This is a genomic window from Pseudoalteromonas sp. T1lg65 (genome assembly GCF_051930985.1).
Lineage (GTDB): Bacteria > Pseudomonadota > Gammaproteobacteria > Enterobacterales > Alteromonadaceae > Pseudoalteromonas.
Genome location: NZ_CP196837.1, coordinates 1,516,982 through 1,541,810, shown reverse-complemented (window position 1 = coordinate 1,541,810; position 24,829 = coordinate 1,516,982). Strand labels below are relative to the sequence as shown.

The 24,829-nt window shown below is 42.6% G+C and carries 18 protein-coding genes and 1 pseudogene; 10 read left to right on the top strand and 9 right to left on the bottom strand.

The features are described 5' to 3' along the window. The first annotated feature begins 4 nt into the window (after positions 1–4). The 5 genes from ACSLBF_RS06590 (at position 5) to uspE (ending at position 5,276) form a co-directional block, all read left to right on the top strand. The gene (locus ACSLBF_RS06590) at positions 5–2,380 is read left to right on the top strand and encodes a heavy metal translocating P-type ATPase (RefSeq protein WP_440055811.1); all 2,376 of its coding nucleotides are present in this window, start codon (positions 5–7) and stop codon (positions 2,378–2,380) included. Further along, positions 2,377–2,550 carry a cbb3-type cytochrome oxidase assembly protein CcoS gene (gene ccoS / locus ACSLBF_RS06585; RefSeq protein WP_440055810.1) on the top strand — a complete coding sequence of 58 codons (174 nt, stop codon included), beginning with the start codon at positions 2,377–2,379 and terminating at the stop codon, positions 2,548–2,550. Before ACSLBF_RS06590 ends, ccoS begins: the two co-directional genes overlap by 4 nt. Then, positions 2,537–3,208 carry a sulfite exporter TauE/SafE family protein gene (locus ACSLBF_RS06580; RefSeq protein ID WP_440055809.1) on the top strand — a complete coding sequence of 224 codons (672 nt, stop codon included), beginning with the start codon at positions 2,537–2,539 and terminating at the stop codon, positions 3,206–3,208. The genes ccoS and ACSLBF_RS06580 overlap by 14 nt, the downstream gene beginning before the upstream one ends. 154 nt (positions 3,209–3,362) lie before the next feature. Continuing rightward, positions 3,363–4,097 carry an FNR family transcription factor gene (locus tag ACSLBF_RS06575; protein WP_440055808.1) on the top strand — a complete coding sequence of 245 codons (735 nt, stop codon included), beginning with the start codon at positions 3,363–3,365 and terminating at the stop codon, positions 4,095–4,097. Between the two features lie 255 nt (positions 4,098–4,352). Further along, the gene (gene uspE / locus ACSLBF_RS06570) at positions 4,353–5,276 is read left to right on the top strand and encodes a universal stress protein UspE (RefSeq protein ID WP_440055807.1); all 924 of its coding nucleotides are present in this window, start codon (positions 4,353–4,355) and stop codon (positions 5,274–5,276) included. A 135-nt stretch (positions 5,277–5,411) separates the two neighbouring features. On the opposite strand, the gene ttcA is transcribed toward uspE, so the two are convergent. From ttcA to ACSLBF_RS06550, 4 genes are all read right to left on the bottom strand, one after another. After that, positions 5,412–6,305 carry a tRNA 2-thiocytidine(32) synthetase TtcA gene (gene ttcA / locus ACSLBF_RS06565; RefSeq protein ID WP_440055806.1) on the bottom strand — a complete coding sequence of 298 codons (894 nt, stop codon included), beginning with the start codon at positions 6,303–6,305 and terminating at the stop codon, positions 5,412–5,414. Between the two features lie 159 nt (positions 6,306–6,464). After that, entirely contained in the window at positions 6,465–7,601 is a 1,137-nt protein-coding gene (locus tag ACSLBF_RS06560; protein WP_440055805.1) for an ABC transporter permease, read from the bottom strand. Beyond that, positions 7,598–8,332, bottom strand: coding sequence for an ABC transporter ATP-binding protein (locus ACSLBF_RS06555; RefSeq protein ID WP_440055804.1), 735 nt, complete (start codon positions 8,330–8,332; stop codon positions 7,598–7,600). Before ACSLBF_RS06555 ends, ACSLBF_RS06560 begins: the two co-directional genes overlap by 4 nt. A gap of 4 nt (positions 8,333–8,336) precedes the next feature. Further along, complete coding sequence (locus ACSLBF_RS06550; RefSeq protein ID WP_440055803.1) at positions 8,337–9,815, bottom strand: alpha/beta hydrolase; 1,479 nt, start codon at positions 9,813–9,815, stop codon at positions 8,337–8,339. Positions 9,816–9,904: 89 nt separating this feature from the next. On the opposite strand from ACSLBF_RS06550, the gene ACSLBF_RS06545 reads away from it, so the two are divergent. From ACSLBF_RS06545 to ACSLBF_RS06530, 4 genes are all read left to right on the top strand, one after another. Beyond that, positions 9,905–10,276, top strand: a complete 372-nt coding sequence (locus ACSLBF_RS06545) for a GntR family transcriptional regulator (protein WP_440055802.1) — start codon at positions 9,905–9,907, stop codon at positions 10,274–10,276. Beyond that, positions 10,276–11,109 carry an ABC transporter ATP-binding protein gene (locus ACSLBF_RS06540; RefSeq protein WP_440056200.1) on the top strand — a complete coding sequence of 278 codons (834 nt, stop codon included), beginning with the start codon at positions 10,276–10,278 and terminating at the stop codon, positions 11,107–11,109. The genes ACSLBF_RS06545 and ACSLBF_RS06540 overlap by 1 nt, the downstream gene beginning before the upstream one ends. Continuing rightward, positions 11,106–12,374, top strand: a complete 1,269-nt coding sequence (locus ACSLBF_RS06535; protein WP_440055801.1) for a hypothetical protein — start codon at positions 11,106–11,108, stop codon at positions 12,372–12,374. Before ACSLBF_RS06540 ends, ACSLBF_RS06535 begins: the two co-directional genes overlap by 4 nt. A gap of 340 nt (positions 12,375–12,714) precedes the next feature. Further along, entirely contained in the window at positions 12,715–12,960 is a 246-nt protein-coding gene (locus ACSLBF_RS06530) for a hypothetical protein (RefSeq protein ID WP_440055800.1), read from the top strand. Positions 12,961–13,037: 77 nt separating this feature from the next. Here the strand turns inward: ACSLBF_RS06530 and topA are convergent, their stop codons facing one another. Beyond that, positions 13,038–15,680 carry a type I DNA topoisomerase gene (topA, locus tag ACSLBF_RS06525; protein ID WP_440055799.1) on the bottom strand — a complete coding sequence of 881 codons (2,643 nt, stop codon included), beginning with the start codon at positions 15,678–15,680 and terminating at the stop codon, positions 13,038–13,040. A 251-nt stretch (positions 15,681–15,931) separates the two neighbouring features. Further along, positions 15,932–18,553: a hypothetical protein gene (locus ACSLBF_RS06520; protein WP_440055798.1), complete on the bottom strand. Its 2,622-nt coding sequence runs from the start codon at positions 18,551–18,553 to the stop codon at positions 15,932–15,934. Positions 18,554–18,722: 169 nt separating this feature from the next. Here ACSLBF_RS06520 and ACSLBF_RS06515 point away from each other — a divergent pair. Then, positions 18,723–20,051 (top strand): annotated as a pseudogene (locus ACSLBF_RS06515) (dicarboxylate/amino acid:cation symporter). Between the two features lie 66 nt (positions 20,052–20,117). Here ACSLBF_RS06515 and ACSLBF_RS06510 read toward each other — a convergent pair. The 3 genes from ACSLBF_RS06510 to ACSLBF_RS06500 all read right to left on the bottom strand — a co-directional run bounded on the left by ACSLBF_RS06510 (position 20,118) and on the right by ACSLBF_RS06500 (position 24,777). Then, positions 20,118–22,784 (bottom strand): TonB-dependent receptor plug domain-containing protein, encoded by a 2,667-nt coding sequence (locus tag ACSLBF_RS06510; RefSeq protein WP_440055797.1) that lies wholly within the window; start codon positions 22,782–22,784, stop codon positions 20,118–20,120. A 528-nt stretch (positions 22,785–23,312) separates the two neighbouring features. Next, positions 23,313–23,966 carry a DUF2987 domain-containing protein gene (locus ACSLBF_RS06505; RefSeq protein ID WP_440055796.1) on the bottom strand — a complete coding sequence of 218 codons (654 nt, stop codon included), beginning with the start codon at positions 23,964–23,966 and terminating at the stop codon, positions 23,313–23,315. Beyond that, positions 23,956–24,777 (bottom strand): glucosaminidase domain-containing protein, encoded by an 822-nt coding sequence (locus ACSLBF_RS06500; RefSeq protein ID WP_440055795.1) that lies wholly within the window; start codon positions 24,775–24,777, stop codon positions 23,956–23,958. Before ACSLBF_RS06500 ends, ACSLBF_RS06505 begins: the two co-directional genes overlap by 11 nt. Between the last annotated feature and the right edge of the window lie 52 nt (positions 24,778–24,829).

Below are 24,829 nucleotides of genomic sequence, written 5' to 3'. Positions count from 1 at the left end.
TGTTATGGCTAGTAGCTGTTTTCACTGTTTAGAGCCGATTCCAAGAGGCTTCGATGGTCATGTTGTACTCTCAGGAGAAGACCAGCCTGTTTGTTGTATCGGTTGTAAAGCGGTCGCTGAAACAATCATTGCGCAAGGCATGAGCGATTATTACACCTATCGTACCGAGAGTGCCGGAAAAGTAACTGAACTGGTACCTGAACAACTGAAGATGCTACTCAGCTACGACAATGAGGAAATTCAAGAAGATTTTGTTGAAGCACAAGGTGACTTGAAAGAAGTGCTGTTAAGTGTTGAGGGGATCAGCTGCGCGGCATGCGCTTGGTTGATCGAAAAACAACTACTTGCACTGGCAGGAGTAAGGCGTGTCGACGTTAATACGTCCACACATCGCGCGATGATTTTATGGCAACCGGAACACGTTAAACTCAGTGAAATAATTAAAGCATTGCTTGAAATTGGCTACAAAGCCTATCCGTTTCAAGCTGATGAAGAAGCCGCACAAAAACAAGCAACAGCCAAGGCTTATATCCGTCGCTTAGGTGTTGCGGGCCTGATGACCATGCAGGTGATGATGTTTGCCTTTGCCATGTACTTTGGCATGTTTTCAGGCATGGAAGAAGACTTTGAACAATACTTCCGCTGGATTAGTTTGGTACTTGCCTCCCCGGTTATTCTTTATTCCGCAATGCCGTTTTTAACCAACGCCATCAAAGGCCTTGCGGCAAAACAACTGAATATGGATTTACCGGTATCACTGGCTATATTCGGTGCGTTTGCGGCAAGTACCTACGCGACCTTTATGGAAGTCGGTGAAGTATATTTTGAGTCGATCTGTATGTTTACCTTTTTACTGCTGCTGGGTAAATATTTAGAATTCAGAGCCAGACTCAAAGCCAGTGAGTTTACTGCTAACCTACAAAAACTATTGCCTTTAACCGCCAGATTATTCGATAACTCTAGCGAAGAACGGATGATTGCCGCGAAGAAGCTGAAACTTGACGATAAAATATTAGTAAAAGCTGGAGAAACGATTCCCGCTGACGGTATTGTGTTCGAGGGCCACACCACCGTCGATGAATCGATGATGACAGGTGAACACCTACCGGTGAAGAAATATCAAGGTCATCAAGTTTATGCTGGTACATTAAATCATGATGGTGTGATTGCCTTACAAATCAACAAAGTCGGCCAAAATACCTTACTAAATCAAATTATAAAGTTGCAACACAACGCGTTAACCAAACGACCAAAGTTAGTCGAAATCACTGATAAAGTAGCGCAGTGGTTTGTTGCCTGTTTACTTATTTTTGCCAGCTTAACCGCGTTTGGCTGGTACCAAACTTCACCAGAGCAGGCATTTTGGGTGACTATTTCGGTATTGGTCGCAACCTGTCCATGCGCTTTGAGTTTAGCCATTCCAACAGCTCTAACCTGTGCGGTAGCCTCTCTAACTAAAAAAGGGATCCTAATCAAAGAATCCCATGTACTAGAAACAGCAACCAAGTTAACCCGCGTTGCTTTTGATAAAACAGGCACTTTGACCGAAGGTCAATTTTCAATTAAACACATCGAACTGCTAGATAGCCAATATAGCGAGCAGCAAGTACTAGAGCTGGCGGCTGCATTAGAACGTTACTCAGAGCATCCAATTGCACGAGCCTTTTCGGACATTACTCCAGCCGACAATCTAGTTTCCGAGATCAGCGTTGTCGCAGGTTCAGGACTAACCGCCAAGTTTAATAACCAGCCCATTGCTATAGGTAAATCTAACTGGTTTGGCAAACATGCCTCATTTGCCCAAGCCACCCTGTTTATTAAACAACAACCAATAGCGGACTTTTACTTTGACGATAAGGTGCGCGGTAACGCGGAACGCGTAATCGAAGAGTTGCAACAAGATGGTTTAACTTGCCACATGTTAACGGGAGATAGTTCCAATGCAGGTAAAGCACTAGCCACTCAACTCGCATTAGATAGTTATGAGACCGCTTGTAGCCCTGAGAATAAACAACTACACGTTGAACAATGGTCGCAACAGCATGAAGTCGTAGCTATGGTTGGTGATGGGATCAATGACAGCCCCGTATTTAATAGCGCGCATCTATCGATTGCGATGGAAACCGGTGCAGATATTTCGAAAAACACCGCGGATGTTGTGCTGCTAAATAGTGATTTAAACGCCATTACTGCATTACGAAACGTGGCTAAACAAACAAGACGAATTGTAAAGCAAAACCTAGCTATGTCGCTGCTTTACAACGCTTCAATCTTGCCACTTGCTGCGCTTGGTATGGTGCCACCTTGGGTAGCGGTCATTGGTATGTCGGCCAGTTCTATTTTAGTAATTGGCAACTCGCTAAGGTTATTAAAACTATGAGTATCATCTATATTCTCATCCCGATCGCCATTTTATTTGTGATTATTGCCATTGGGGTGTTCTTTTGGGCCGTCAAAAGTGAGCAGTTTTCGGATTTGAATAAGCAAGGGCATAGTATTTTATTCGACGACGACAAAGAGCAGCACGACAAGAGTAATGAACGAGATTAGTCTGCTAAGCGCTTTGGTCATGGGACTCGCGGGCAGTGGTCACTGCCTCGTGATGTGTGGTGGTATTGCGAGTTCCTTACAACTAGCCAGTAATAAGCTCTCAGCTCTGCTAGTCGCTGTATTATATAGCCTTGGTCGTATTACAAGCTATGCCATCGCGGGCGCAGTTGTCGCTGCAATGGGTATTAGTTTTGCTAAGCAAAATACTCTCATCGCAAACATGTTACAGTTGTTTAGTGGTGTGTTCATGTTGTTAGTCGGTGTGTATGTCATGCGTTTAGCCAGTACCCTAAAATGGCTAGAGAGCGCAGCAAAAAGCCTAATTTGGAACCATATTGTTAAGCTAAATCAATTTATTGTTCCTGTGGATACTCGGCTAAAAGCGTATTGTTACGGCATGTTGTGGGGGTGGTTACCGTGTGGCTTAGTCTATTCAGCATTAACTTGGACACTGCAGGCCCGCTCTCCGCTGGAAGGGGCATTAATTATGCTGGCTTTTGGCTTAGGCACCTTTCCTGCTTTATTTGTCGCTGGACAATCGGCTCTGAAACTACAAAAGCTTGTCAATCACTTAGTAACTCGCATCACGATGGGAAATTTGTTTATTTGGTATGGCATTTATTTAATTATTATTGCAACCGATAAGCTAGTACATTAACCTAGCCATATCGGGTGTAATCTCATGAATTAGTTTGAATCTACAAGACGTTGAGAGTAGGAACTTCCAAGTCTTCTTCAATTCAAATTGGTAGCTCTTGCACAAAGCTAACGAGGTTGCATCGTAGCGTGCGTCATAGATTTTTGGAATTATTATGGACTTAAATAATCAGAACCGCTCAAAGAGCCAATGCACCATTAGCTGCAATAACTGTAGTATCAGCCAACTGTGTTTGCCCTACTCACTCAATGGCAGTGAAATGGATAAGCTTGATGAAATTATTGAGCGCAAAAAACCGCTTCACAAAGGTGATTTTCTGTTTGAATCTGGCAGCGCGTTAAACTCTATTTTTGCAGTGCGTTCTGGCTCGTTCAAAAGCTATACTCTATCTGAACAAGGTGACGAGCAAATCACGGGGTTTCATTTAGCCGGTGATTTGGTTGGTTTTGACGCAATTAATAAAATGCAGCACCAGAGCTTTGCTCAAGCGCTGGAAACTTCTATGGTCTGTGAGATCCCCTTCGATACGCTAGACGAACTGGCTGGCAAATTACCTAAACTTCGCCAACAAATTATGCGACTAATGAGCAGCGAAATTAATTATGATCAAGAGATGCTGTTACTGCTGAACAAGAAAACTGCGGAAGAGCGCCTGGCAACCTTTATATTTAACTTATCTAACCGCTTTGGTGAACGTGGCTTTTCGCGCAAAGAGTTTCGTTTTACCATGACTCGCGGCGAAATCGGTAACTATCTTGGGCTCACCGTTGAGACCATTAGCCGATTGCTCAGTCGTTTTCAAAAAGCCAATATCATAAAAGTAGAAGGTAAGTTTATTACTATTCTTGACACCCCTGCGCTTGCCCAGACTGCGGCAATTGCACTTTGATTTAAAACAAAGAATTTTGTACTAACGCTTTCACCCTTTGCGAGATAGGTTACACTGAATATAGAGATCAGTTGATCTAGGGTTCAATCATAGCCGTTATTAATAACGGTTGTGATTGGCAAAATCGTTCCATCGACATACTACAGACAACTCAGATTTTTTTCGCCTAGGCTCTCAAATAACAACAAATAGAGGCTAGATGATTATCAGCGTGTGTAACTGGAGATGGCTTTACTTGCACAAAAGGAGATCGTCGTGGACAAAATTAAACGTATTCTCACTGTCATTGATCCAACGAAAGAACGCCAAAACAGTCTAGAGCGGTCGATTCATTTAGCTGAACGGACCGGCGCTGAAATTACCGCGTTTATGTCTATCTACGATTTTTCGTATGAAATGACAACGATGCTCTCAAAAGAAGAACGAGAAGCAATGAGAAACGCGGTGGTTAAGGATAGGGAAGCTTGGTTAAATGAGCTACTAACCCCATACGCAGATATTAAAGTGACTCCTAAAGTAGTGTGGCATAACAGGCCATATGAAGCCATTATCAACACCGTACTAGAAAGTCAGTACGACTTGGTGGTCAAAGCCACTCACCAACACGACACCTTAAAATCTGTCATTTTTACACCCACTGACTGGCATTTGATCCGCAAGTGTCCCGCACCTGTTTTATTGGTCAAAGACCATGAATGGCCAGAAAATGGCAATATACTTGCCGCGGTAAATTCAGTCAGTGATAACGAGCAACATTTAGAACTTAATAACCGAATCATCAAAGATGCTCAATTCTTATGTGATTTAGCAAAGGCAAAACTAACACTAGTTAATACCTATCCTGCAACACCGGTCAATATTGCTATCGAAATCCCTGAGTTTAACCCTTCTCAGTACAATGAGGCGGTTAAAAAACATCATGAAGATGAAACATTGAAACTTGCTGAGCGGTTTGCAATTGATAAACAAGACTGTGTGATCAAAGAAGGTTTACCGGAAGATGTTATTCCCTATATCGCAAAGCAAAAAGACGCTGAGTTAGTGGTTATTGGTACCGTGGGTAGAACTGGATTGAGCGCAGCGTTGATTGGTAACACCGCAGAACATGTAATTGATAGCCTCGATTGTGATGTACTGGCTTTAAAACCGGATGGCTATAAATCCCCGCTTGCAGATTAGTGATATAACGTTTTTTTAGTGGTTTTACAAAAAAGTGCGACTTTTATGAAGTCGCACTTTAGTTTTGAAAAATATAATTGAACGTTGAATACTAACCATGTGATTAGCACTCAACTCAATCTTAGCTTTCAACCATTATATGTTTGTGACATCAATAAACAAAGATTCGTCGATATTGGTAGAAGACACCACTGCCTCGTTAAAATCGTAAGCTTGGCGTTCACCTTCTCTGTCTAGCGGTAACGTTTCAAAGTCAAACAACTCATTATCCGCTAATTGGCTTGGGCTGACATTTTGAATCGACTTAAAAATATTCTCTACACGGCCCGGCGTTTTCTTGTCCCACTCTACTAGCATTGCTTTGATTGCTTGGCGCTGCAAGTTTTCCTGAGAGCCACATAAGTTACATGGTATGATCGGAAAGTTTTTATGCTCAGCATACTTGATCAAGTCTTTTTCGCGGGCATAAGTTAACGGTCGAATCACGATATTTCGGCCATCATCTGAACGTAATTTGGGTGGCATGGCTTTTAAGCGCGCACCATGGAACATATTCAAAAATAGCGTTTCTACGATGTCATCAAGGTGATGACCCAACGCAATTTTTGTCGCGCCAATCTTCTCCGCAAACGAATACAAGGTACCACGACGCAGTCGAGAACACAGTCCACAGGTGGTTTTTCCCTCAGGGACTTTTTCTTTCACGACGGAGTACGTATCTTTATCGACAATATAATACGGTATATCCAAACTTTCGAAGTACTCTGGCAAAATATGCTCAGGAAAACCCGGCTGCTTTTGGTCCAAATTAACCGCGATAACGTCAAAGTTAATCGGTGCGGCCTTTTGTAGACTGAGTAAGATATCTAACATCGCAAACGAGTCTTTACCACCGCTGATACACGCCATCACCACATCACCTTCTTCGATCATGTTGTAATCTTTAATGGCGTTACCAACGTTACGACGTAGGCGCTTTTGTAGCTTATTAAACTCTAAAACTTCTTTGCGATTATCTTGCTCTGTCATGTACTTCGTGCCGTCATTTTACGCGCGATAAACAAGTTATTTGATAACTTACCCGCTCGCATTTGCGTGAATAATATGGGGCGCAGATTATACGTGATTTTATTTCTAGGTGAAATAAAAAAGGCGCCACTCGGCGCCTAGGTTGAGAACTAATTCAGTTTACAGTCCAAATACTACCTTTTCACTTTTCAGCATTTTGCTGGTCAAGTAGGTCAATATCCCAAAAATACCTAATGTAATAGAACTGGCTAGCAACACCGGTACTAACGGGATCTCATTGCCTTTCAACACTTCGATCATAGCATTTTGCTGTGCAGCAATTGGCAACCACTGCATCACTTCAGGCGCGATGTCATACGTTGTTGCCATGCTCAGCATAACAGGCAAAAACAAAGCCATTGCAACATAGGACTGTGCTTCTTTAAAAGACTTTGCCAAAAACGAAATGAATACCAATAAACTTGCTGACATTAACGCGATAGGCAACCCAATCAATACCGCAAAAATGATAAACTTTGGACCAATAGTTACCGTAAACCCGACCATTTCCCACGGCACCATATCATATGAAAACATTGATACGATGACTGTTAACACTAAGCCAAATATTGAAAAGCCTGCTATCGCACCAACTTTGGCCAAAACAATATGGGAAGTACTGATTGGATGGCTAAGCAACAACGACAGAGAGTTACGTTCACGCTCACCAGCACTAGTATCGATTGCGAGGTTCATTGCTGCGTAAAACAGCGCAATGATAATAGACAGTGTCGCTATACCTAAAGCAAATCCACCCTTTGATGTTGGTGTCGCTTGATCGTGAACTTGTAAGTCAATTGCTTGAGTTAAGCTTGGATCTATTCCTCGCGTTACTAAACGAAGCGCTGCTACTTCACTATTATACTGGCGCAGTGCTCCTTCAAGCCTCTCGATGGAAATACGTAACTTTTGCTCAGATTTATCGGCAATAAGAGTAATAGTCGCACTGCGCCCTTCAGCCATGTTCTTCTGATAATCTTCAGATATTAGAAGCTCAATGTCTTTGGTTTCGTCACTATTACCGTGCTTAATGTCTTTAACATTTAAGAACTTTACCAAATTTGGCGCGTTATCGGCATTAGTGATTGTGATTTCTAATGAATCTGGAGATGCCATTTGCTTAAACATCACAGTAAATAACAAACACATTAATATAGGTGCACCGATACAGTAGTACAGACCTGCCATCACAGAGCGTTTGTCTCTGCTTGCATCAAGCACTTCTTTTTTAAACAAAACCAAAATTGAATTGATCATGCTGCTATCCCCTCATCCGTTCCTATTAATGTAATAAATGCTTCTTCTAAAGAAGACTTTCCTGTTTGCTGACATAGCGCATCAGGCGAACCTTGAGCAACTACTTTGCCTTTTGCCATCACCACAACTTGGTCACACAGTGCTGCAACTTCTTGCATAACATGGCTTGAAAACAACACGCAATGTCCATGTTGTTTAAGCATCAAAAGGAGGTCACGCAAAATACGCGTACTCATTACATCTAAGCCTCGCGTTGGTTCATCAAGAATAATGTTGGTCGGCTTATGTACAATCGCTTGAGCAAGTGCCGTTTTCATTCTTTGACCTTGAGAAAACCCTTTACATCGACGGTCTGCAATATCTAGCATTTGTAATTTCTCTAGCACATCTTGCGTGGCAGCTTTTGCATCTGGCGCTGACATGCCACTTAGTTCCGCGTAAAACTGAGTGTATTCTCTTGGCGTCAAGCGTTCATATAAGCCACATGGATCAGGAAATAACCCTAGCTTTTGTTTTGCTTCAATGGGGGTTTTCGCCACATCTAAATCATCAATTTTAGCGATACCTGAGTCTGGCTTAAGTAAGCCAAATACCGTTCTTAGACAGGTTGTTTTACCTGCACCGTTTGGCCCTAAAAGCCCGGTGATTTGACCATCTTGTGCTGTGAATGACAGGCCATCCAAAGCATTTACTTCACCAATTTTTTTGTATAGTTCTTGTACTTGGATCATCTTCTTATTCCTCGCTTTGGCTTAATGCTGGACCGTTTATATTTAGGAAAAACTGCTTTCTTCTGTCTTCTTCTAAACAGCTGGTATCAAAACCTTCAACCGTTTGTTCATCATAAAAATGTGCGACGAGTTTGTTTGCACAGGTTTGGCTAGCGACAATATGCGTCGCGTATGGTGCGACTAAATGCGTCGAGTTAGACAGTTTTTGTTTTGCAACCTCAGCCCATGCAGCTGGTGTCGCTGGATCTAAACCACCTGATAACAATAATGTTGGAATGTCTGATTCCACTGGCTGATAATAAGACTTGTCCACTGGCTTTACATTCCATACTGGGCACGCTGCATCAAGGCCTTCAAGCATCATATTCCCAACATAGGTTTTGCCATATTCTGCGCGCTGAGCTTGCGTTAGTGACGGCCAGTCTTCACCACACACAATCGCACTGTGCATTCCCATCGCTATACCCAAGCCGCTTTCATTTCCAGACATAAGTCCAACAAACGTGTCAAAGTTATTCTGTGCCGCCTGTGATATAGCCAGAGGGACCAAAGCTCTTGATACGTGGGAGTAAAGGGCGAAACGAACTGTGCTATATAGTTTTTGCTCCGTCATCACCAAATCGATATTTTGGTTTGTTCTGGGGTGGCGAACGTTGACTTTAACCGGGTTAGCCGCAATATTGGCAAGCACTTGTTGCCACTGCGTCTTAAGATTTGGATAGACCGTTGAGCATTGTTCTTCTTGCTCGCAACGTTCAAACAATGCGTTTAATGAATCTTCAATTGCACCACCGATAGCAACTAGGTTTTGGTTACTTGGTGCTGCACCATCAAGAACCGCTGTCGCGACGCTTTGTGGAAACTGGCGCATATATTCAAGCGCAATGCGAGTACCGTACGAACCGCCATATAAATGCAACTTTTTATAGCCTAATGCTTCTCTTACCGCATCGAAGTCTTTTGCTGCGGCAACAGTCGTATAATTGGATAAGTCTTGATCCAGCTTTTGCTGACATTCTTTGGCATCTTCAACACCCAACTGAGTCGCACCCACGCTATCATCTAGTGCAAATTGACTCGCTAAGTCGTCCAATTCACACTGTAGTAAATTAGATTTGCCCGTTCCTCTTTGATCTACAAGGATGATATCCCTATTCTCTCTTGCACCTGCTAGAAACCGTTCAAAGTTCGCAGCGATTTCCACCGCTGATTGACCCGGCCCACCTGCAAAAGCGATAACGGCTTCTTCTTTGTAAAGCGGTTTAATCGCCGGAATAACCATAAAGTGGATATCGATTTTTTGATCTGGCTGTTGAGAATTAAGCGGCTGAGAAACTACGCCGCACTGAGCGCGGTCATCAAGGCCTTTGGCATAGCAAGGCGTTAATGATACACCTGTTGATTGGTTTGCATGTAGGCTTTGCACACCAGATAACGCAAATAATGCAGAGACTAATACGCTCTTTTTGAACATTTTTTTCATAGTTATTTCCTTGTTGACTCACACTCATTGTGATACTTTTAAATGAGTGTATCGGTGTATTATTGTATTAATACAGTAAGGTCAGGTTAATGCTAGAACTCATTCATGTCAACCCCAATAGTGCAGATCCTATTTATAAACAGCTGCACGATCAGATTGTGCGGTTGATTGCAGGTGGAAAAGTCCAAGAAGGTGAAGAGCTTCCGTCAGTGAGGAAACTGGCTGAGCACTTCGCAGTGAACCCAATGACAGTTTCGAGAGCAATTGGACAACTGGTAGATCAAGGCTGGCTGGAAAGGCGTCGTGGCCAACCGACTCGCGTCGCAGCTAGGCAGACTCCAGCAGAAACAGATGATTTGCTGACCAAAAGTTTACAAAGCTTGATTCATGATGCCAAACAGCTTGGTGTCACTAAGTCAAAACTGTTAAAGTTAGTCGAACAACGCTGGGAACAAGAATAATCAAAATGGCACTGTTAGAATTTAATCAAGTCTTTAAAAATTTCGATAGCAAACAAGTCCTTTCCAATATTGATCTTAAGGTCGAGCCGGGCATGGTACTGGGTCTTTTGGGTCGAAATGGGGCGGGCAAAACGACGTTGTTACGAATTGCTCTAGGCCTAGTTGAGCAAGATTACGGCACCGTAACCTGCTTAGATAGCAACAACTCATCTCTTAGTCCCCAGTGTAAATCTCAAATTGGCTATGTTCCGCAACAACCTAGCGGTTATCAAGGCTTTAAAGTTGCGGATGCGTTAGCGTTGCACCGTAGCTTTTATCCAAAGTGGGATATGGATCTTGAAAACGATTGGCTAGAAAGATTTCAACTAGACAGAAAAGCCACTGTCAGTAACCTCTCAATTGGTCAACAACAAAGTCTTTCTCTTATTTTTGCTATGGCATATCGTCCAAAGTTACTAGTGCTTGATGAGCCTGTATCAAGCCTTGACCCCATTGCTCGCCGTGAATTTATGTCTGATCTGTTTGAATTGGCTTTAGAGTCTGAATCTGGTGTGATTTTTTCTTCTCATATCACCTCAGATGTTGAGAGGGTTGCCAGTCATATTGCGCTCATAAAAGAGGGGAAGGTTGTTGTTTCTGGCGAACTAGACTTACTTAAAGAGCAGATAAGGCTATTACCTTGCAATCATGATATCGACCTACCTGACGGACAGATATTACATCAATCAGAAAATTATCTGGTCTACCAAGCACTGAATGGCACTACGTGGCCTAACAATCCAGCTATCAATAGCTTGAATTTAGAACGCTTATTCGTGGAGCTGCACGGATGATAGCAAAATCTACTCGCCCTTGGTGGCAAGGGTATATGGGACATTGGTTAAAAGAGTGTGGTGCTTCTAATTATGCGCTTCCAGGTTTATTTCTTGCCTTGTTGACCCCATTTACATCAATGCTAGAGGATGATTTATCACCGTTTATTCTCACTGCAACCGTTAGCTTGTCTTGTTTATGGATAGCGTTTTGTTGGCAGTTGGTAAAATTACAGGCGCAAGAGTGGACGGTACTACTTCCTGAGTATAAAAAGCATATTTACCTGCAAGGTAGTGCAACACTTACTTTTGGCTATCTGATGCTGCTGATTTCAGCAATAAATATCCCACTCATCGATGTATTCTTGATGGCTTTTTTTACCATTGCAATCGGTGCTGCGTTTTTTGTTAGCTGTATGCACTCTAGTCGTGTGTTTAAATACCATACTTATGCTTTTATGCTGCTTCTCACTATCCCAATATTGTTGAAAACAACGCCGTTGGAGTTGGCAACATTTATTGGTATTCCTTCGTTTGTTTTTACAGTGTGGACAGTTGCAACAAAAGAGCTTAAGAATGCTTGGCACCCAGACGCACGTCTAACGTATCTGAACAATATAAAATCGGGTTGGCTGCCAACTAGTATCCAAATACCAGAAGCGATAGGTAATCGTTTTCGGCTATGGTTTATGCCGTTGAGCTACTTTGCTGGCAATATCGTGCTGCAAATGGTTGCGATATATTTGCTGCTCTCAGCTGCCTGTATCATTGCAATCTATTTGGGGCTGCTTGCGTCTGCCGACTTTCTTGTTGGATTAACCGACATGATGGTGTTGATGGTTGCTATTCTCGTTAACTGGGTGAGATTACAATCAAAAATGAACTGGGAAATACTCTATATGCTGCCAATATATTCCAGTATCAACTCGATAAAACGTGGCTTTTTGGTCGCAGCAATAAAGTTAGGACTGCTTCTTTGTCTCTCTCAACTGCTGATCTTAATCATTGCTGGGGTTGCTTCTGAGCCTTTTAGCTTAACAGATCTTACCCTGATTTTTGTCGCGTCTTTAAGTTATTTTTTAATCGCTATAAGCTTAGGTGGGATGATCTCTAGTTCAGCGGTCTTTAGCATTTTTTGCCTTATATATCTGTTTGGAATGGGGGTCTTGAAAGGAATTTTCATGGTCGCCAAAGATCCCATGATTTTGATTAGTTATACAATAGTATTAGCGGCGCTTACCTGCATATCTTTATACATCTGCTATAAAAAAATCAGAACTAACTAGCATCTTGAATGATAGGGCTTGGTTTAAAGCCCTATCAAAAAATCATGCTCACAAGCACTTATCCTAAAGTGATCTATTTTAAGGTGTGTGAAACTGTACTGATAGCAGAAAGAGGTTTCGTCACTCAACATAATAAAGCCTTAGTTTATACTCATATAACCTACTGATATATAAATATATCTATACCTACTCTGAGCAGTGCCCGTTTTTTCAATCTACGTTCTAAAAACATATTCATTTTCAGTAGTTTTTCTACTCTTTAGGAGAAAATTAATTCATTTTCCTAATCACGATTTTTGGATTAAAACATATTCGAACTTTCAACTAACAGGTAATAACAATGAAAACCTTTAAGTCATCTTTAATCGCATTAACCTTGCTGGGTAGTGTTTCTGTTTTAGCTGACGACTCTCTGCCGGTAGCTCCAGCTGAACTTGTTGAAGACTTAACAGAAATGTGCGTAAGCTGGGCAAAAGATGATGGCATTGAGCAAGCAGAGCTTAAAAACTATGTGCTTAATTGCGTTAATGAAGAGCTTGAAGCCAACGGCTATCAAAAGGTAACGACGGTAGAGATTAAGCAGTAATAGCTTCATTCTAGAGTATAGAAGTTACGTAAATAGCAAAAGGCCGCTGTCGCGGCCTTTTATGTTTTTATGAAAAGCTAAGCTTTTTTCTTACTCGCCTTTTCTTCTTCAACCCACTTACCATTTTGGTAAGTTGCCTTCCAACCCGTCGCTTTTCCATCAACTTCGGTCATGACGTACTGAGTTTTCGTTTTACGAGAATATCTAACAATCGCTGGATTACCATCTGAATCTTGTTCTGGGGCATCCGCCAAGTAATAAAACTTAGGCGATATCCTATCTCTAAACTGCTTTAACTCAGCAACCTTTGGCGCTCTGGTTTCCCGCGACTTAGGGAAGGTATGAGCGGCTAAGAATATACCTGAAGCGCCATCGCGTAATACAAAGTAAGCGTCGGATTTCTCACACTCTAACTCTGGCAACGGAACAGGATCTTCTTTTGGCGGAGCTGCTTCGCCATTTTTTAGCAGTTTACGTGTATTTTTACACGACTCGCTGGTACAGCCGAAATACTTACCAAAACGACCTGACTTGAGCTGCATATCAGCGCCACATTTGTCGCACTCGATCACAGGGCCATCATAGCCTTTAATCTTGAAAGTCCCCTGCTCTACTACATACCCTTTACAGGCTGGGTTGTTACCACAGACATGCAACTTGCGCGTCTCGTCTATGAGATAAGAATCCATCGCAGTTTCACAAATTGGGCAACGCTTCATTTGGCGCAGTGATTCTGTCTCGGCTTCATCATCTGCATCAGCGGCTACAGCCTCATCACCAGAAACTAAGTTAATTGTCGTGGTGCAACGTTCTTTAGGCGGTAAATTGTAACCTGTACAACCTAAAAACACCCCGGTAGATGCAGTACGAATACCCATTTTTCTGCCACAGGTTGGACAATCTATATCTGTCTCAACCATGACATTTTGGCGCATGCCACCTTCTGCTTCATCACCTGCTGCAATGTTTAGTTTTGCCGAGAAGCCTTCATAAAACTTATCTAGCACCTGCGTCCAAACTCGCTCGCCTTCAGCAATATCGTCTAAACGGTCTTCCATTTTTGCGGTGAAGTCAAAGTCCATTAAATCGTCGAAGTTTTCAACCAACCTATCAGTGACAATTTCACCCATTTTTTCCGCATAGAAACGGCGGTTTTCAACTCGAACATAGCCTCTATCTTGGATTGTAGAGATAATTGATGCATAAGTTGAAGGACGGCCAATACCACGTTTTTCAAGCTCTTTAACCAAACTCGCTTCGCTGAAACGCGCTGGCGGCTTAGTGAAGTGCTGTTTTGGATCCAGAGCGATTAGAGCTAACTTGTCGCCAACGGCAACCGAAGGTAAAGCCTGTTCTTCTTCGTTCTTTTTACGAACCGAAGGCTGTACACGTGTCCAACCGTCGAACTTTAACACTCGCCCTTTGGCTTTTAGGGTGTAGTCACCAACGCCAACGGTTAAGGTCGTTAAATCATATTCTGCTGGGGTCATCTGGCAAGCAACAAACTGACGCCAAATCAGCTCATATAGCTTCTTAGCATCCGCATCAACACCTTCTACATGGCCAGATAGCACTTTTACATCTGAAGGACGAATAGCTTCGTGAGCTTCTTGAGCATTGCCTTTTGCTGAGTAACGAATTGGAGCATCTGGTAAGTATTTGTCGCCAAACTCACTACCAATATAATCGCGACACATTTCAACCGCGTCATTTGATAAGTTGGTTGAGTCAGTACGCATATACGTGATGTAACCCGCTTCATACAAACGCTGTGCCAGCATCATGGTTTTCTTCACCCCATAGCCCAAACGGGTACTCGCCGCTTGTTGCATGGTAGAAGTAATAAACGGTGCACTAGGTTTGCTTTTACTTGGCTTTTCTTCAACTTTGACAACGTTATAGTCACTGTGCTGAAGTGCATTTACCGCTTCATCTGCCTGCGCTTTATTTAACGGTTTAAATGCTTCGCCTTTAAACTTTGTCACAGCGAGGCGAATATCTTCTGACTTCGCTTTTACATCAGCATGAATATCCCAAAACTCTTCTGGAATAAACGCTTTAATTTCTCGCTCACGTTCAACTAGCAGCCTAACCGCAACGGACTGAACGCGGCCTGCTGATAGGCCTCTGGCTACTTTTGCCCATAGCAATGGTGATACCATAAAACCAACCACACGATCTAAGAAGCGACGTGCTTGCTGGGCATAGACCATGTCGGTATTTAGATCACCCGGTGATTCAAACGCTTGTTTTATCGCGTTTTTGGTGATCTCGTTAAACACCACTCGCTTATATTTGCTTTCGTCACCACCAATGATCTGTTCAAGGTGCCATGCAATGGCTTCCCCTTCTCTATCCAAATCGGTTGCGAGATAGATTTGGTCGGCTTCTTCAGCGAGTTTTTGTAATTCCTGCACCACTTTTTCTTTGCCCGGCAGGATTTCATAATGTGGTTCCCAGCCTTTTTCAGGGTCGATACCCATCCGTGCAACAAGGTTAGCGTAGTCTTTTTCACGTCTATACTGCGCTTTTTCCTCGGGTGACATTTTGCGAACTTCTGCCGGAGACTTGGTCGCAACCCCTTTGGTTTTACCAGCACCTGATGTTGGTAGATCGCGGATATGACCGACACTGGATTTTACAATGTAGTCTTTTCCAAGATATTTGTTGATTGTTTTAGCCTTTGCGGGAGACTCTACAATTACTAGCGATTTGCCCATAGCTGCCTATTTTTGACCGATTCTGTCTTCTCTGTTAGCCCTTACTTGGGCGCGAAATTATTTATAGGTATATCTACAATCACCTATTGTTACAAGCTAAATATATAAACTTTTCCTTGTTGAGTGATTTATTATGCAACTTTAGTATGCATTTTGACCAAAACAAGGGCTCTTGGTTATATATAAGGTTAAGGCTCGGGAATATAAAGGAATCACAATAAAAAAGCCAACTCGAAAGTTGGCTTTTTCTGTTATCCGGCGTCATTTATATTTAGTGGTATTGACTGCACTTTGCCATCTCCCTCACCAAAAGAAGGATAAGTGAAACTGATCGTGAGTGCGCCAGAATTGCTGTTATTAGGTTCCACTTCACCCTTTATTCGCACAGCGTAGATATGCGGTTTATCCGAATTTGTACTTTCAACGATACTTGACACTGCGCCATCTGGTAACTCTCCGTTTGAGGTACTTATCGCAACTTCCGTACCCGCTGGTAAAGGGTTGCCGTTTATATCTGAAACATAAATTTGTAGCGGAATTTCTGCATCTTTATTCATCAAATGAACTGAACCGACATCGCAATAACCCGCGGTGTCTGATGCTTCTAACCCAAGAATAGTTCGAACTACTGTCTGCGATTGTCCGCCATCTTCGGTTATTGTGACACTATGTGTTACATTTGAACAACTCTGTATTGCCGCTTTTTGTGCAGATGTTAAAGAGCCATCAACTGTGCCTGTTAGATTGCTAGCTAATGCGGCTACCTTATTAATCGCAAAACGAACATGTGCAGTATCGTCAGACATAATGATTTCAAACTGCTTGTAAACATTAATCAATTCTCGGGTACATTCACCTGCATTTAATGCAGCTTGTGAGCAAAGTAAACCGTTATATCTACCATCAGCTTTATCAAAAAAACCATTGTTGTTAGCATCCATCCACCAATCATCATGACCGCCATTTTCCGTTCCTGATGGAGAACATGGACCCGTTAACTCGCTAACATCACAATCGACTTTATCAAATTTTTGGTTTTCGTTGGTGTCTAAAAACGCTTCTGACAGGTCGAACTCTTGTCTAAACTCACCTATGTCAAACAAACCATTTCGTCGCGTTACTCCATTACTTGATTGCTCATCTCTAAAGGTCTCTTGGCCTTTCACAAAGGCTAACACACTGACTCGACCACCCATTACAACAGAATTAGGCAAGCCATTTTTTTTCCTGCGTATACCGTTGATACAAGGTGCAGGCTTACCGAAATAAAGATCGCAGTTAGGGGAGGTCTGACCATCTGGGGTGCTATTTAATTGATTTTTCCATTTTGACGCAGGAAAAGGTCTTTCCCCTTGGCTTCGCCAAACCACCGTACAAGTGGCCTTTTCGGTTTTACAGTCATAGGTATTTTCAGAATCCAGACTGCCTATCACCCCGGCTTCTGCTATAACCGTCGCAGAAACACCATTAGCATTGAAGTGATTAAACTGATCGCCAAAGTATACGGTGATGTTATTGGTCACCCCATTGTAGCTATAGGCGTTAATATTGGTGGTTTCAGGTGAAGCATCAAAAGTATCCTGATCTGTGACACCAGAACTCAGTACTAACTGTGAAGAAACGCTGAATATTTGTTCGTGCAGTGGGATCAATTGCATAACGCCTGTGGGACAACGCTCGTCATCAGATCCCGCATTACACTGTTGAGCTAGTTCAGTCCAACAGGTTAAACCGTCTCCTTGGGGCAAAGCTTGCAGCTGCTCTTCTGGAATGTAACAGGCAGAAACCACTAGCGGCCCCGGAACAACACCACTTTTAACTGTGGTTCTAACTATGCCTTCAGCGTTGGTATTAGCACTTGATTGTGTTAGTACCGCCGAGCCTTGATCGTCAGACAATTTAAAGTCTACTCTTGCCCGAGCCACTGCTAGGTTATCTTCATCCACTAATTTAAAGCTCACTACAGATTGTGTTGGTAAACCACCTTCCCCGGGAGGTAACGCGATGAATTCTCTAAAGCCATCCGCTTCAGGCAAAAACTGTAACGCTTGCGCTTGAGCGCTATCAACAAAAATAGTGGTTTCAGCATTGAGTAACTGACTGCCATTTTGGATCGTAACGGTAATGCGGTCTTCACCTTGACAACCTTTGGCGCGGTAAGTTGATTTTGCGATACCGTTGCTACTATTTACGGTCGCATCGAGTTCGGCAAGTTCTTCTGCAGCACAGTTGGAGCTAAATCCCACCTCCAGCGCGCTGTTTATCCGCTGCCCTTGTTGATCCGTTAACGTCACCGTGATAACCGTGCTGCCACCAGCGGCCAGTGATTGCTGTGTTCCAGCGGCATCGACTAAACCGTTATCGATAGTGGCATTAACTTGGGCCACACCAACAGCAAAGCTAACCGACTCACTCACTCCTGTTAAATTGGGCGCAGTTACTGTAATTGAACCTGCACCGCCTTGGTTCCCCGGCTGCAATTTTAGCAATGCGATACCAAATGCATCTGTGATCGCTGTACCAGAGGAAGGTAAGATAGTTCCAAGCGTGGTTTGAGCATTAACGAGTGTGTTATCAATAGCGTCACCCGTTTTTGCTTTGCTTAACTTAATGAAAACATCAGCGATTGTATTAGATGAGAGTGATGAAACTTCTTTGCAACCAGCTAAGATAGGATCTATTTCGACTTGATCACGGTTTGCATCCCATTCTGCCGGGCAATCCGTAACCAGCATTAGTTCCATTTTATCTATCGAGTCACTTCCTGAGTCGCCGTTATTTGAATCCGAACTATTATCGATACTTCCACCACCACCACAGCCAGCTAGCGAAATAGCGACGAGTAGAATGCCTAAAAACCGCCTGTTTAGCATCCCATTGCTCCCTTAACTTTATTGTCTATATTCTGTCAATGTTAACCCAATTTAGTGTAAAAAATCACAATTTTTTATTAGTTTTAAGAGATTTTATATCTCGAAATACTGTTCATATTTTTCAAGCCTGTTAGGCTATACGCACTTTGAGAAACATAGTGTTAGGACAATGTCTGAAAATAAAAAAATGGGCCTAACGGCACGTATCATGGTTGGTATGATTCTAGGCGTCGCACTAGGGTTTATTCTACAAGCCGCGCTAGGCGATCAAAAGGAATTATTAATTCCACTTGGTCTTTTTGATTTACCTTTAATAGGGTTTTTCGTTGATGGTTTATTCCACATCGGAGGGCAAATATTCATTGCTAGCTTAAAAATGTTGGTCGTACCACTAGTTTTTATTTCTTTAGTGTGCGGAACATGTAGTTTAAGCGATCCGAAGAAACTTTGACGTCTTGGCGGAAAATCTATTTTACTCTATTTAACTACCACCGCTATCGCTATTACTGTAGCCATTACATTGGCTTTAATCGTTGCTCCTGGCGGCGGAGTAGAGATCCCCACCAATGCGGCTTTTGATGCTAAACAAGCCCCGACTTTGGTTGAAGTAATCATTGGCATGTTCCCAACCAATCCTATTGATGCAATGGCCAACGGAAACATGCTACAAATCATTGTTTTTGCGTTACTATTTGGTATTGCAATGGCTTTAAGTGGAGAAGCTGGTAAACGTGCCGCAAAGGTTTTTGAGGACCTAAACACGGTGGTACTTAAGCTAGTCACCTTATTGATGAACATTGCACCATACGGTGTTTTCTGCCTAATGGCGAAGTTGTTTACCACCATTGAGATGGACCTTATCGTCGAATTAGGAAAATACTTCTTAGTCGTTGTTGGCGCGCTGCTGTTCCACGCCTTTATCAACTACTCTATTTTACTTAAATTACTGACTGGTTTAAGTCCTATCACTTTCTTGAAGAAAATGAAGGACGCTTGTATGTTCGCATTCAGCACCTCGAGTTCAAGTGCAACGATGCCTGTAACATTAGAAACAGCAACCAAAAAGTTGGGCGCGCATAACTCAGTTGCATCTTTTACAATTCCTTTGGGCGCTACCATTAACATGGATGGAACCGCTATCATGCAAGGGGTTGCCACGGTATTTATCGCTCAGGTTTTTGCGGTCGACCTAACGATCAGTGATTACCTTATGGTTATTCTAACCGCAACGCTTGCTTCTGTGGGGACTGCTGGTGTTCCTGGCGTAGGTTTGATCATGCTGGCAATGGTATTGAATCAAGTTGGACTTCCTGTTGAAGGTATTGCATTGATTATCGGAGTGGACCGACTGCTTGATATGACTCGAACTGCAGTTAACGTCACAGGCGACTGCATGGTGACTTGTATTGTTGCCAAGTCAGAGAAAGAATTTGATCCTTTTGTTTTCAATAACCCTAATGCAGCTAAAGAGTTAGAAGAATTTTCTATAAAACGATAACGATTCTTCTAGCCCAAAAAAACCGCGCAAATCGGCGCGGTTTTTTGTTGTTAAATTCGGCCTAAGTTAAAATTTGTAATCGAATTTCACATAGGCTTGACGACCTAAAATGCTGTGTGTCTTGTTATCAAGACCCATTGCATCAGATGGCAGTAACGGCGCCTCTTCATTAAATAAGTTTGCCGCACCTAATGTTACGGTCAGATCTTTATAACCAATATAACTGAAGCTCGCATCAACGCTCGTCCAAGAGTCCACTTCAAACTTATTACCGTCACTATCAGCTAGATCATTGTATGAGTCGATATAGTTAATTGTAGCATTTGCTAACCAATCCCCTTTTGACCAATCAATACTCGTAGTCCAACGGTATTGTGGATGCTCGTACTCACCATTGAGATCTTCAGTCACAGTACTGGTGTTACCATCTGCATCGCTTGATAATGAGCTTTCATCGAAGTTGAGTGCGTAAGTCAGGTTGTAATTAAACTTAAACTCACCCATATCTTGAGTGTTCAAAGCGTAAACAATATTGAAATCGATTCCGTCGGTATCACGTCCACCAACATTGACGAAGGTATCGTAAATGGTTTGAATACGACCAATAGTACTGCCCTGACTCGGCCCACGTACTACAAAGTTTGGATCTGAACCACAACAATCGACTAACTGTTGAGCACCAATCTTCTTGATTAGATCTGTTTGCTCGTAGTTCCAGTAATCAACAGCGATACTTAATGAGTCAGTCGCTTCCCAAACTACACCTAAGTTATAGTTTTCAGACTCTTCCGGTTGTAGATTCTTGTTACCTGCGACAATCGCCGTATATTCGTATGGGCTACAATCGTCATCTTCGCCTGTTTGTTTACAGCGCTCTTTATCGATAACCGATGGTGATTCATCAGTACGGCCCAAATGTAGCTGGACAAGTGAAGGAGCGCGGAATGCCGTTCCCCAAGAACCACGAACAACCAGTTCATCAGCTGGCGACCAACGGAACGCAAGTTTAGGATCGGTAGTGGTCCCAAAATCACTATAATCTTCGTGACGAACCGCTAACTGAAGTTCAAGAGTTTCGGTAACAGGAACGTTAAATTCGGCGAATATTGCGGTGTTGTCTCTATCACCATTTGCTTGCGTTGCTTCCGTACCGAATATTTCACCTCGTAAGTATTGGCTGTCTGGATTATCTTCAATCTTCTCATATCGATGTTCGAAACCAAACGCAGCAGCAACATAGCCCGCTCCAAACTCAAACAATTCACCTGAAATAGTACCGTCCACTGATTGCATTGTTGACGAACCATAACGTGTGGTAGTGGTTTCAAAGTAAGCTAACCCTTGTGCGGTATTCGTGCTTGGTTCAAACGGATTCCATAATCCTTTATCAATTGCTTCTTGTGCTCTGATCTTATTAGGGAAACCATCAAAGCCTCTTTCCGTTGCACTAGAGCGGATAGCTGAATAAGCTAATTCCCAGTCCCATTCTTTCCATACTCCTCGGGCACCTAAAACAGTACGATAATATTCAGAGTCGACATCTTTTTTACGGTTACCAATATCAACGGTACGGCGTCGCATTGAAATATCGACCCCATGTAGGAAATGATCTGGGTCATTAAACAAAGGATGATTTGGGTTATCACCATCCATGTTTAACTCGGTAAAGCTTGGACTTCCCGCACCTTGAATAAAGGTAGAAGCGTGTTGAGCCGAAAACTCGATAAAGCCTTCAACTCCATCAACGATTTCTTGCACACCGTTATAGTTAAAGCTGATCCGTTCAGTTGACGGAACCGCACTCATATGAGGCGCGTAGTCATAGCGACAAATGTTGCCAATGATTAACTCAGGCGAGCAAGTATCATTACCCCAAATATCTGGAAAGATGGTTTGACGTACTGGTGTGCCATCATCTTCAACTCTAAGAACAGGCAAACGATTCCACTGTTCTTCAGTTAGCATACTACGAACGACTTCAACACTGCCTGGGACACCAGAAGAACTGAACGAATTATTACCGCCTCTGAAAGTCTGATCAGCCGTCGCCGTATAGTCTCTGTCACCGTAGAATAAATCATCACGCTTAAAGTAATCTAGAGAGAAATTGTGATGACCTTTGTCTGTCGAGGCACCCCATAACAGCGTGAGGTTTTGTTCGTCCGCACCACCATCGGCAGTGTTGGATAGTTTTCCTGATACTTCAAAACCGTCTATATCGTTACGTAAGATAATGTTAATTACACCTGCAACCGCATCGGAACCGTACGTTGCTGACGCACCATCTTTAAGAATATCAATACGTTTAACGGCTGAAACGGGGATGGTGTTAAGGTCAACGAAAGAGGTTTCAATATCTTTCGCGAATGGGCTTACCGCGACACGGCGACCATTGATTAACACTAAAGTAGAGGATGCTCCAAGGCCACGTAACGCAACACTTGAACCACCATTGGCTGTGTCATCGCTAGAGTTACCCTGAGTACTAAAAGTACCTGCACCTGCAACCGGAAGTTTCTGTAACGCACCGATCAAATCGGTGGAACCTGTTGCTGCAAGATCGTCAGCTGATAGGCTACGAACTGGAGATGGTCCTTCAAGGTCATTTCTTTTAATGTGAGAGCCTGTAACTTCAATACGTTCTATTGATTGTTGCTCTTCAGCCATAACTTGGTGCGAAGTTGCAGCAAGCACCGCCACAGAGAGTGCGCTAAGCTTTTTAGAATATTTCATCCTGTATTCCCTTAAGTTGATAATTACACTGTAGTTTTTTATAGTAATTCCACTCATTATTAACACACATAACGCAATTGTACAACGCGTTAAGTTAACAATAAGTTTAACTCCCAGCTATTCTAGACCAAGTTAGAAAACAATCCACACACAGAAGGCACAAGGTTGTTACAAATGATTATCCTTAAAATGTCATCAAACAAAGAACTCGCAATTTGACTTTCTATACAGTCATTGCAAACAGAAATGGCTTCCCTGTTTTTATATTGATATAAAAACTGAAAATTTATTTCACTAAGCACAACAGGATACAAACCATCTCACTATTGATAACATTAGTTGATATGTGTCCTTTTAGGACCGATTAATGAAACAATTAATTTTTAAGAAACACCAGTTTCGGGTTATACAAACCGGCGGTTTTGGAGATGGGACGAAAGAGGTATCGGCAAGATACCTACATTTTGAAGTTCGTTTTCATTTGCTTAATAAACAATAGCATTCGGGCAGGAGCTACTAATGAAGTGACTAGTTGATGATCCGCGGAAAAATAGCCTCAACGTCAAAGGGCAAATTCAACTTGCTGTCATCGTTTTGCCATTGCGGCTTTACACTAACATGACATGTGCCATTTTGGCACCGAAAGTGCTCATTTAACCAGTTTGTTTGACTCGACACCCGCACCGTGAGACCGTCTAATTCTGGAACCAAAAACGGCATAAATACCTTAATAAACACGCCGGAAAGGTCGGCCATAAGTTGTTGAAATTCACTATGGATCAGATACAACTCCGCTTTGCTAAGTATTAGCTCTTCGATGTATTGCGCTTCGATCTGCATCTTTAATTGGCATTCTTGCGCCTCATCCACAGTATCTATAACCATCTGAGCCTTATCCGCATCAAGTGATTTATCGAAGGGCAACAACAATTTACTATCGCGAGTATAGCTAAGTGGTAACGTCAGTTTCTCTGTAACAATTTTACCGGACTTAACCACGCACTTTTTATTTGTATCTTCGCTGTCTATCAAATAAAAGCCTACGCTCGCGTATTGATAATTACCTTTGCTTTGCGCTTTCAAGCGGTCATAAAAGCCACCATACTCCAAAGTCAGGGTTTTACTGTGGCAGTGAAAACTGAACAACAAAAAAGTAGCAAAAACAATCCAGCTATTCTTCATTAAAGTAAGCCCTGTTGTGTCTGATCATATCATTTAGCTCTTCAATGTAGTCTTCACCACGTTCTGAATAACTCATAAGACCCGCGGTCAGTTTTGTTGCGGCAATCGGTTCTTTCTGCGCTCTCAGCTGAGCCCTAACATTGCGAAGCTCTAGGTAAGCATTGTGTGTGTTGATATTTCTAAAGTAAGATTTTACAGCGGCTCTGACACTTTTAAATGCTTTTACCTCATGAGCGGCTTCGTCATCTCTCAGCCTAGGAACCATGCCGCAGCCTTTGGTATAGCACCACTGACCAAAGAAATTTAAGCCTATTCGTGCGAACCGAGATGTGCCCCATGCCGACTCATTGGCGGCTTGCATCAGTGCTAGCTCTTTCGGAATAATGTCCACTCTATGCAATGCGGCTTTTAACGACATTTCATCAATATCGGTTGTTGGCATATTGTACGATTCGAAGATATCACTAATTTTCTCTAGTTGTGCCAAACTCAAAGATTCATTGTATTGTAACATCATGAGCGCAATTTCCAGCGTCGCCCGCTGCTCTAGAATGAGTTTATTCTCAGCTTCAACATGAGGTTTAATGAAATCGAAAAACATCGACTTTTTCTTTTTTACATCCGTTATTGCACCGAAATCAGGTAAATCAACATTATGTAGTGGCTTTTCTTTAATCTTCGGCAGCTTCTTAGCTGGTAACTTGTTAGATTTCGTTTCTGCTTGCGTCTGATCTTCACTTTGCATAAATGGATACAATAAGGCGATAACAGTCACCGCAAGCACAACCACTTTAAAAATTTTTGAAAACATAACTATTCTCCCAATGTGTGATCGTCGAACGTGACTCCCTAACACGCACAGC

Bases quoted from the DNA above. Each gene is read 5' to 3' on its own strand.
- ACSLBF_RS06590 (WP_440055811.1), top strand. From the start codon at position 5: ATGGCTAGTAGCTGTTTTCACTGTTTAGAGCCGATTCCAAGAGGCTTC.
- ccoS (WP_440055810.1), top strand. From the start codon at position 2,377: ATGAGTATCATCTATATTCTCATCCCGATCGCCATTTTATTTGTGATT.
- ACSLBF_RS06580 (WP_440055809.1), top strand. From the start codon at position 2,537: ATGAACGAGATTAGTCTGCTAAGCGCTTTGGTCATGGGACTCGCGGGC.
- ACSLBF_RS06575 (WP_440055808.1), top strand. From the start codon at position 3,363: ATGGACTTAAATAATCAGAACCGCTCAAAGAGCCAATGCACCATTAGC.
- ttcA (WP_440055806.1), bottom strand. From the start codon at position 6,305: ATGACAGAGCAAGATAATCGCAAAGAAGTTTTAGAGTTTAATAAGCTA.
- ACSLBF_RS06560 (WP_440055805.1), bottom strand. From the start codon at position 7,601: ATGATCAATTCAATTTTGGTTTTGTTTAAAAAAGAAGTGCTTGATGCA.
- ACSLBF_RS06555 (WP_440055804.1), bottom strand. From the start codon at position 8,332: ATGATCCAAGTACAAGAACTATACAAAAAAATTGGTGAAGTAAATGCT.
- ACSLBF_RS06550 (WP_440055803.1), bottom strand. From the start codon at position 9,815: ATGAAAAAAATGTTCAAAAAGAGCGTATTAGTCTCTGCATTATTTGCG.
- ACSLBF_RS06545 (WP_440055802.1), top strand. From the start codon at position 9,905: ATGCTAGAACTCATTCATGTCAACCCCAATAGTGCAGATCCTATTTAT.
- ACSLBF_RS06535 (WP_440055801.1), top strand. From the start codon at position 11,106: ATGATAGCAAAATCTACTCGCCCTTGGTGGCAAGGGTATATGGGACAT.
- ACSLBF_RS06530 (WP_440055800.1), top strand. From the start codon at position 12,715: ATGAAAACCTTTAAGTCATCTTTAATCGCATTAACCTTGCTGGGTAGT.
- topA (WP_440055799.1), bottom strand. From the start codon at position 15,680: ATGGGCAAATCGCTAGTAATTGTAGAGTCTCCCGCAAAGGCTAAAACA.
- ACSLBF_RS06520 (WP_440055798.1), bottom strand. From the start codon at position 18,553: ATGCTAAACAGGCGGTTTTTAGGCATTCTACTCGTCGCTATTTCGCTA.
- ACSLBF_RS06510 (WP_440055797.1), bottom strand. From the start codon at position 22,784: ATGAAATATTCTAAAAAGCTTAGCGCACTCTCTGTGGCGGTGCTTGCT.
- ACSLBF_RS06505 (WP_440055796.1), bottom strand. From the start codon at position 23,966: ATGAAGAATAGCTGGATTGTTTTTGCTACTTTTTTGTTGTTCAGTTTT.
- ACSLBF_RS06500 (WP_440055795.1), bottom strand. From the start codon at position 24,777: ATGTTTTCAAAAATTTTTAAAGTGGTTGTGCTTGCGGTGACTGTTATC.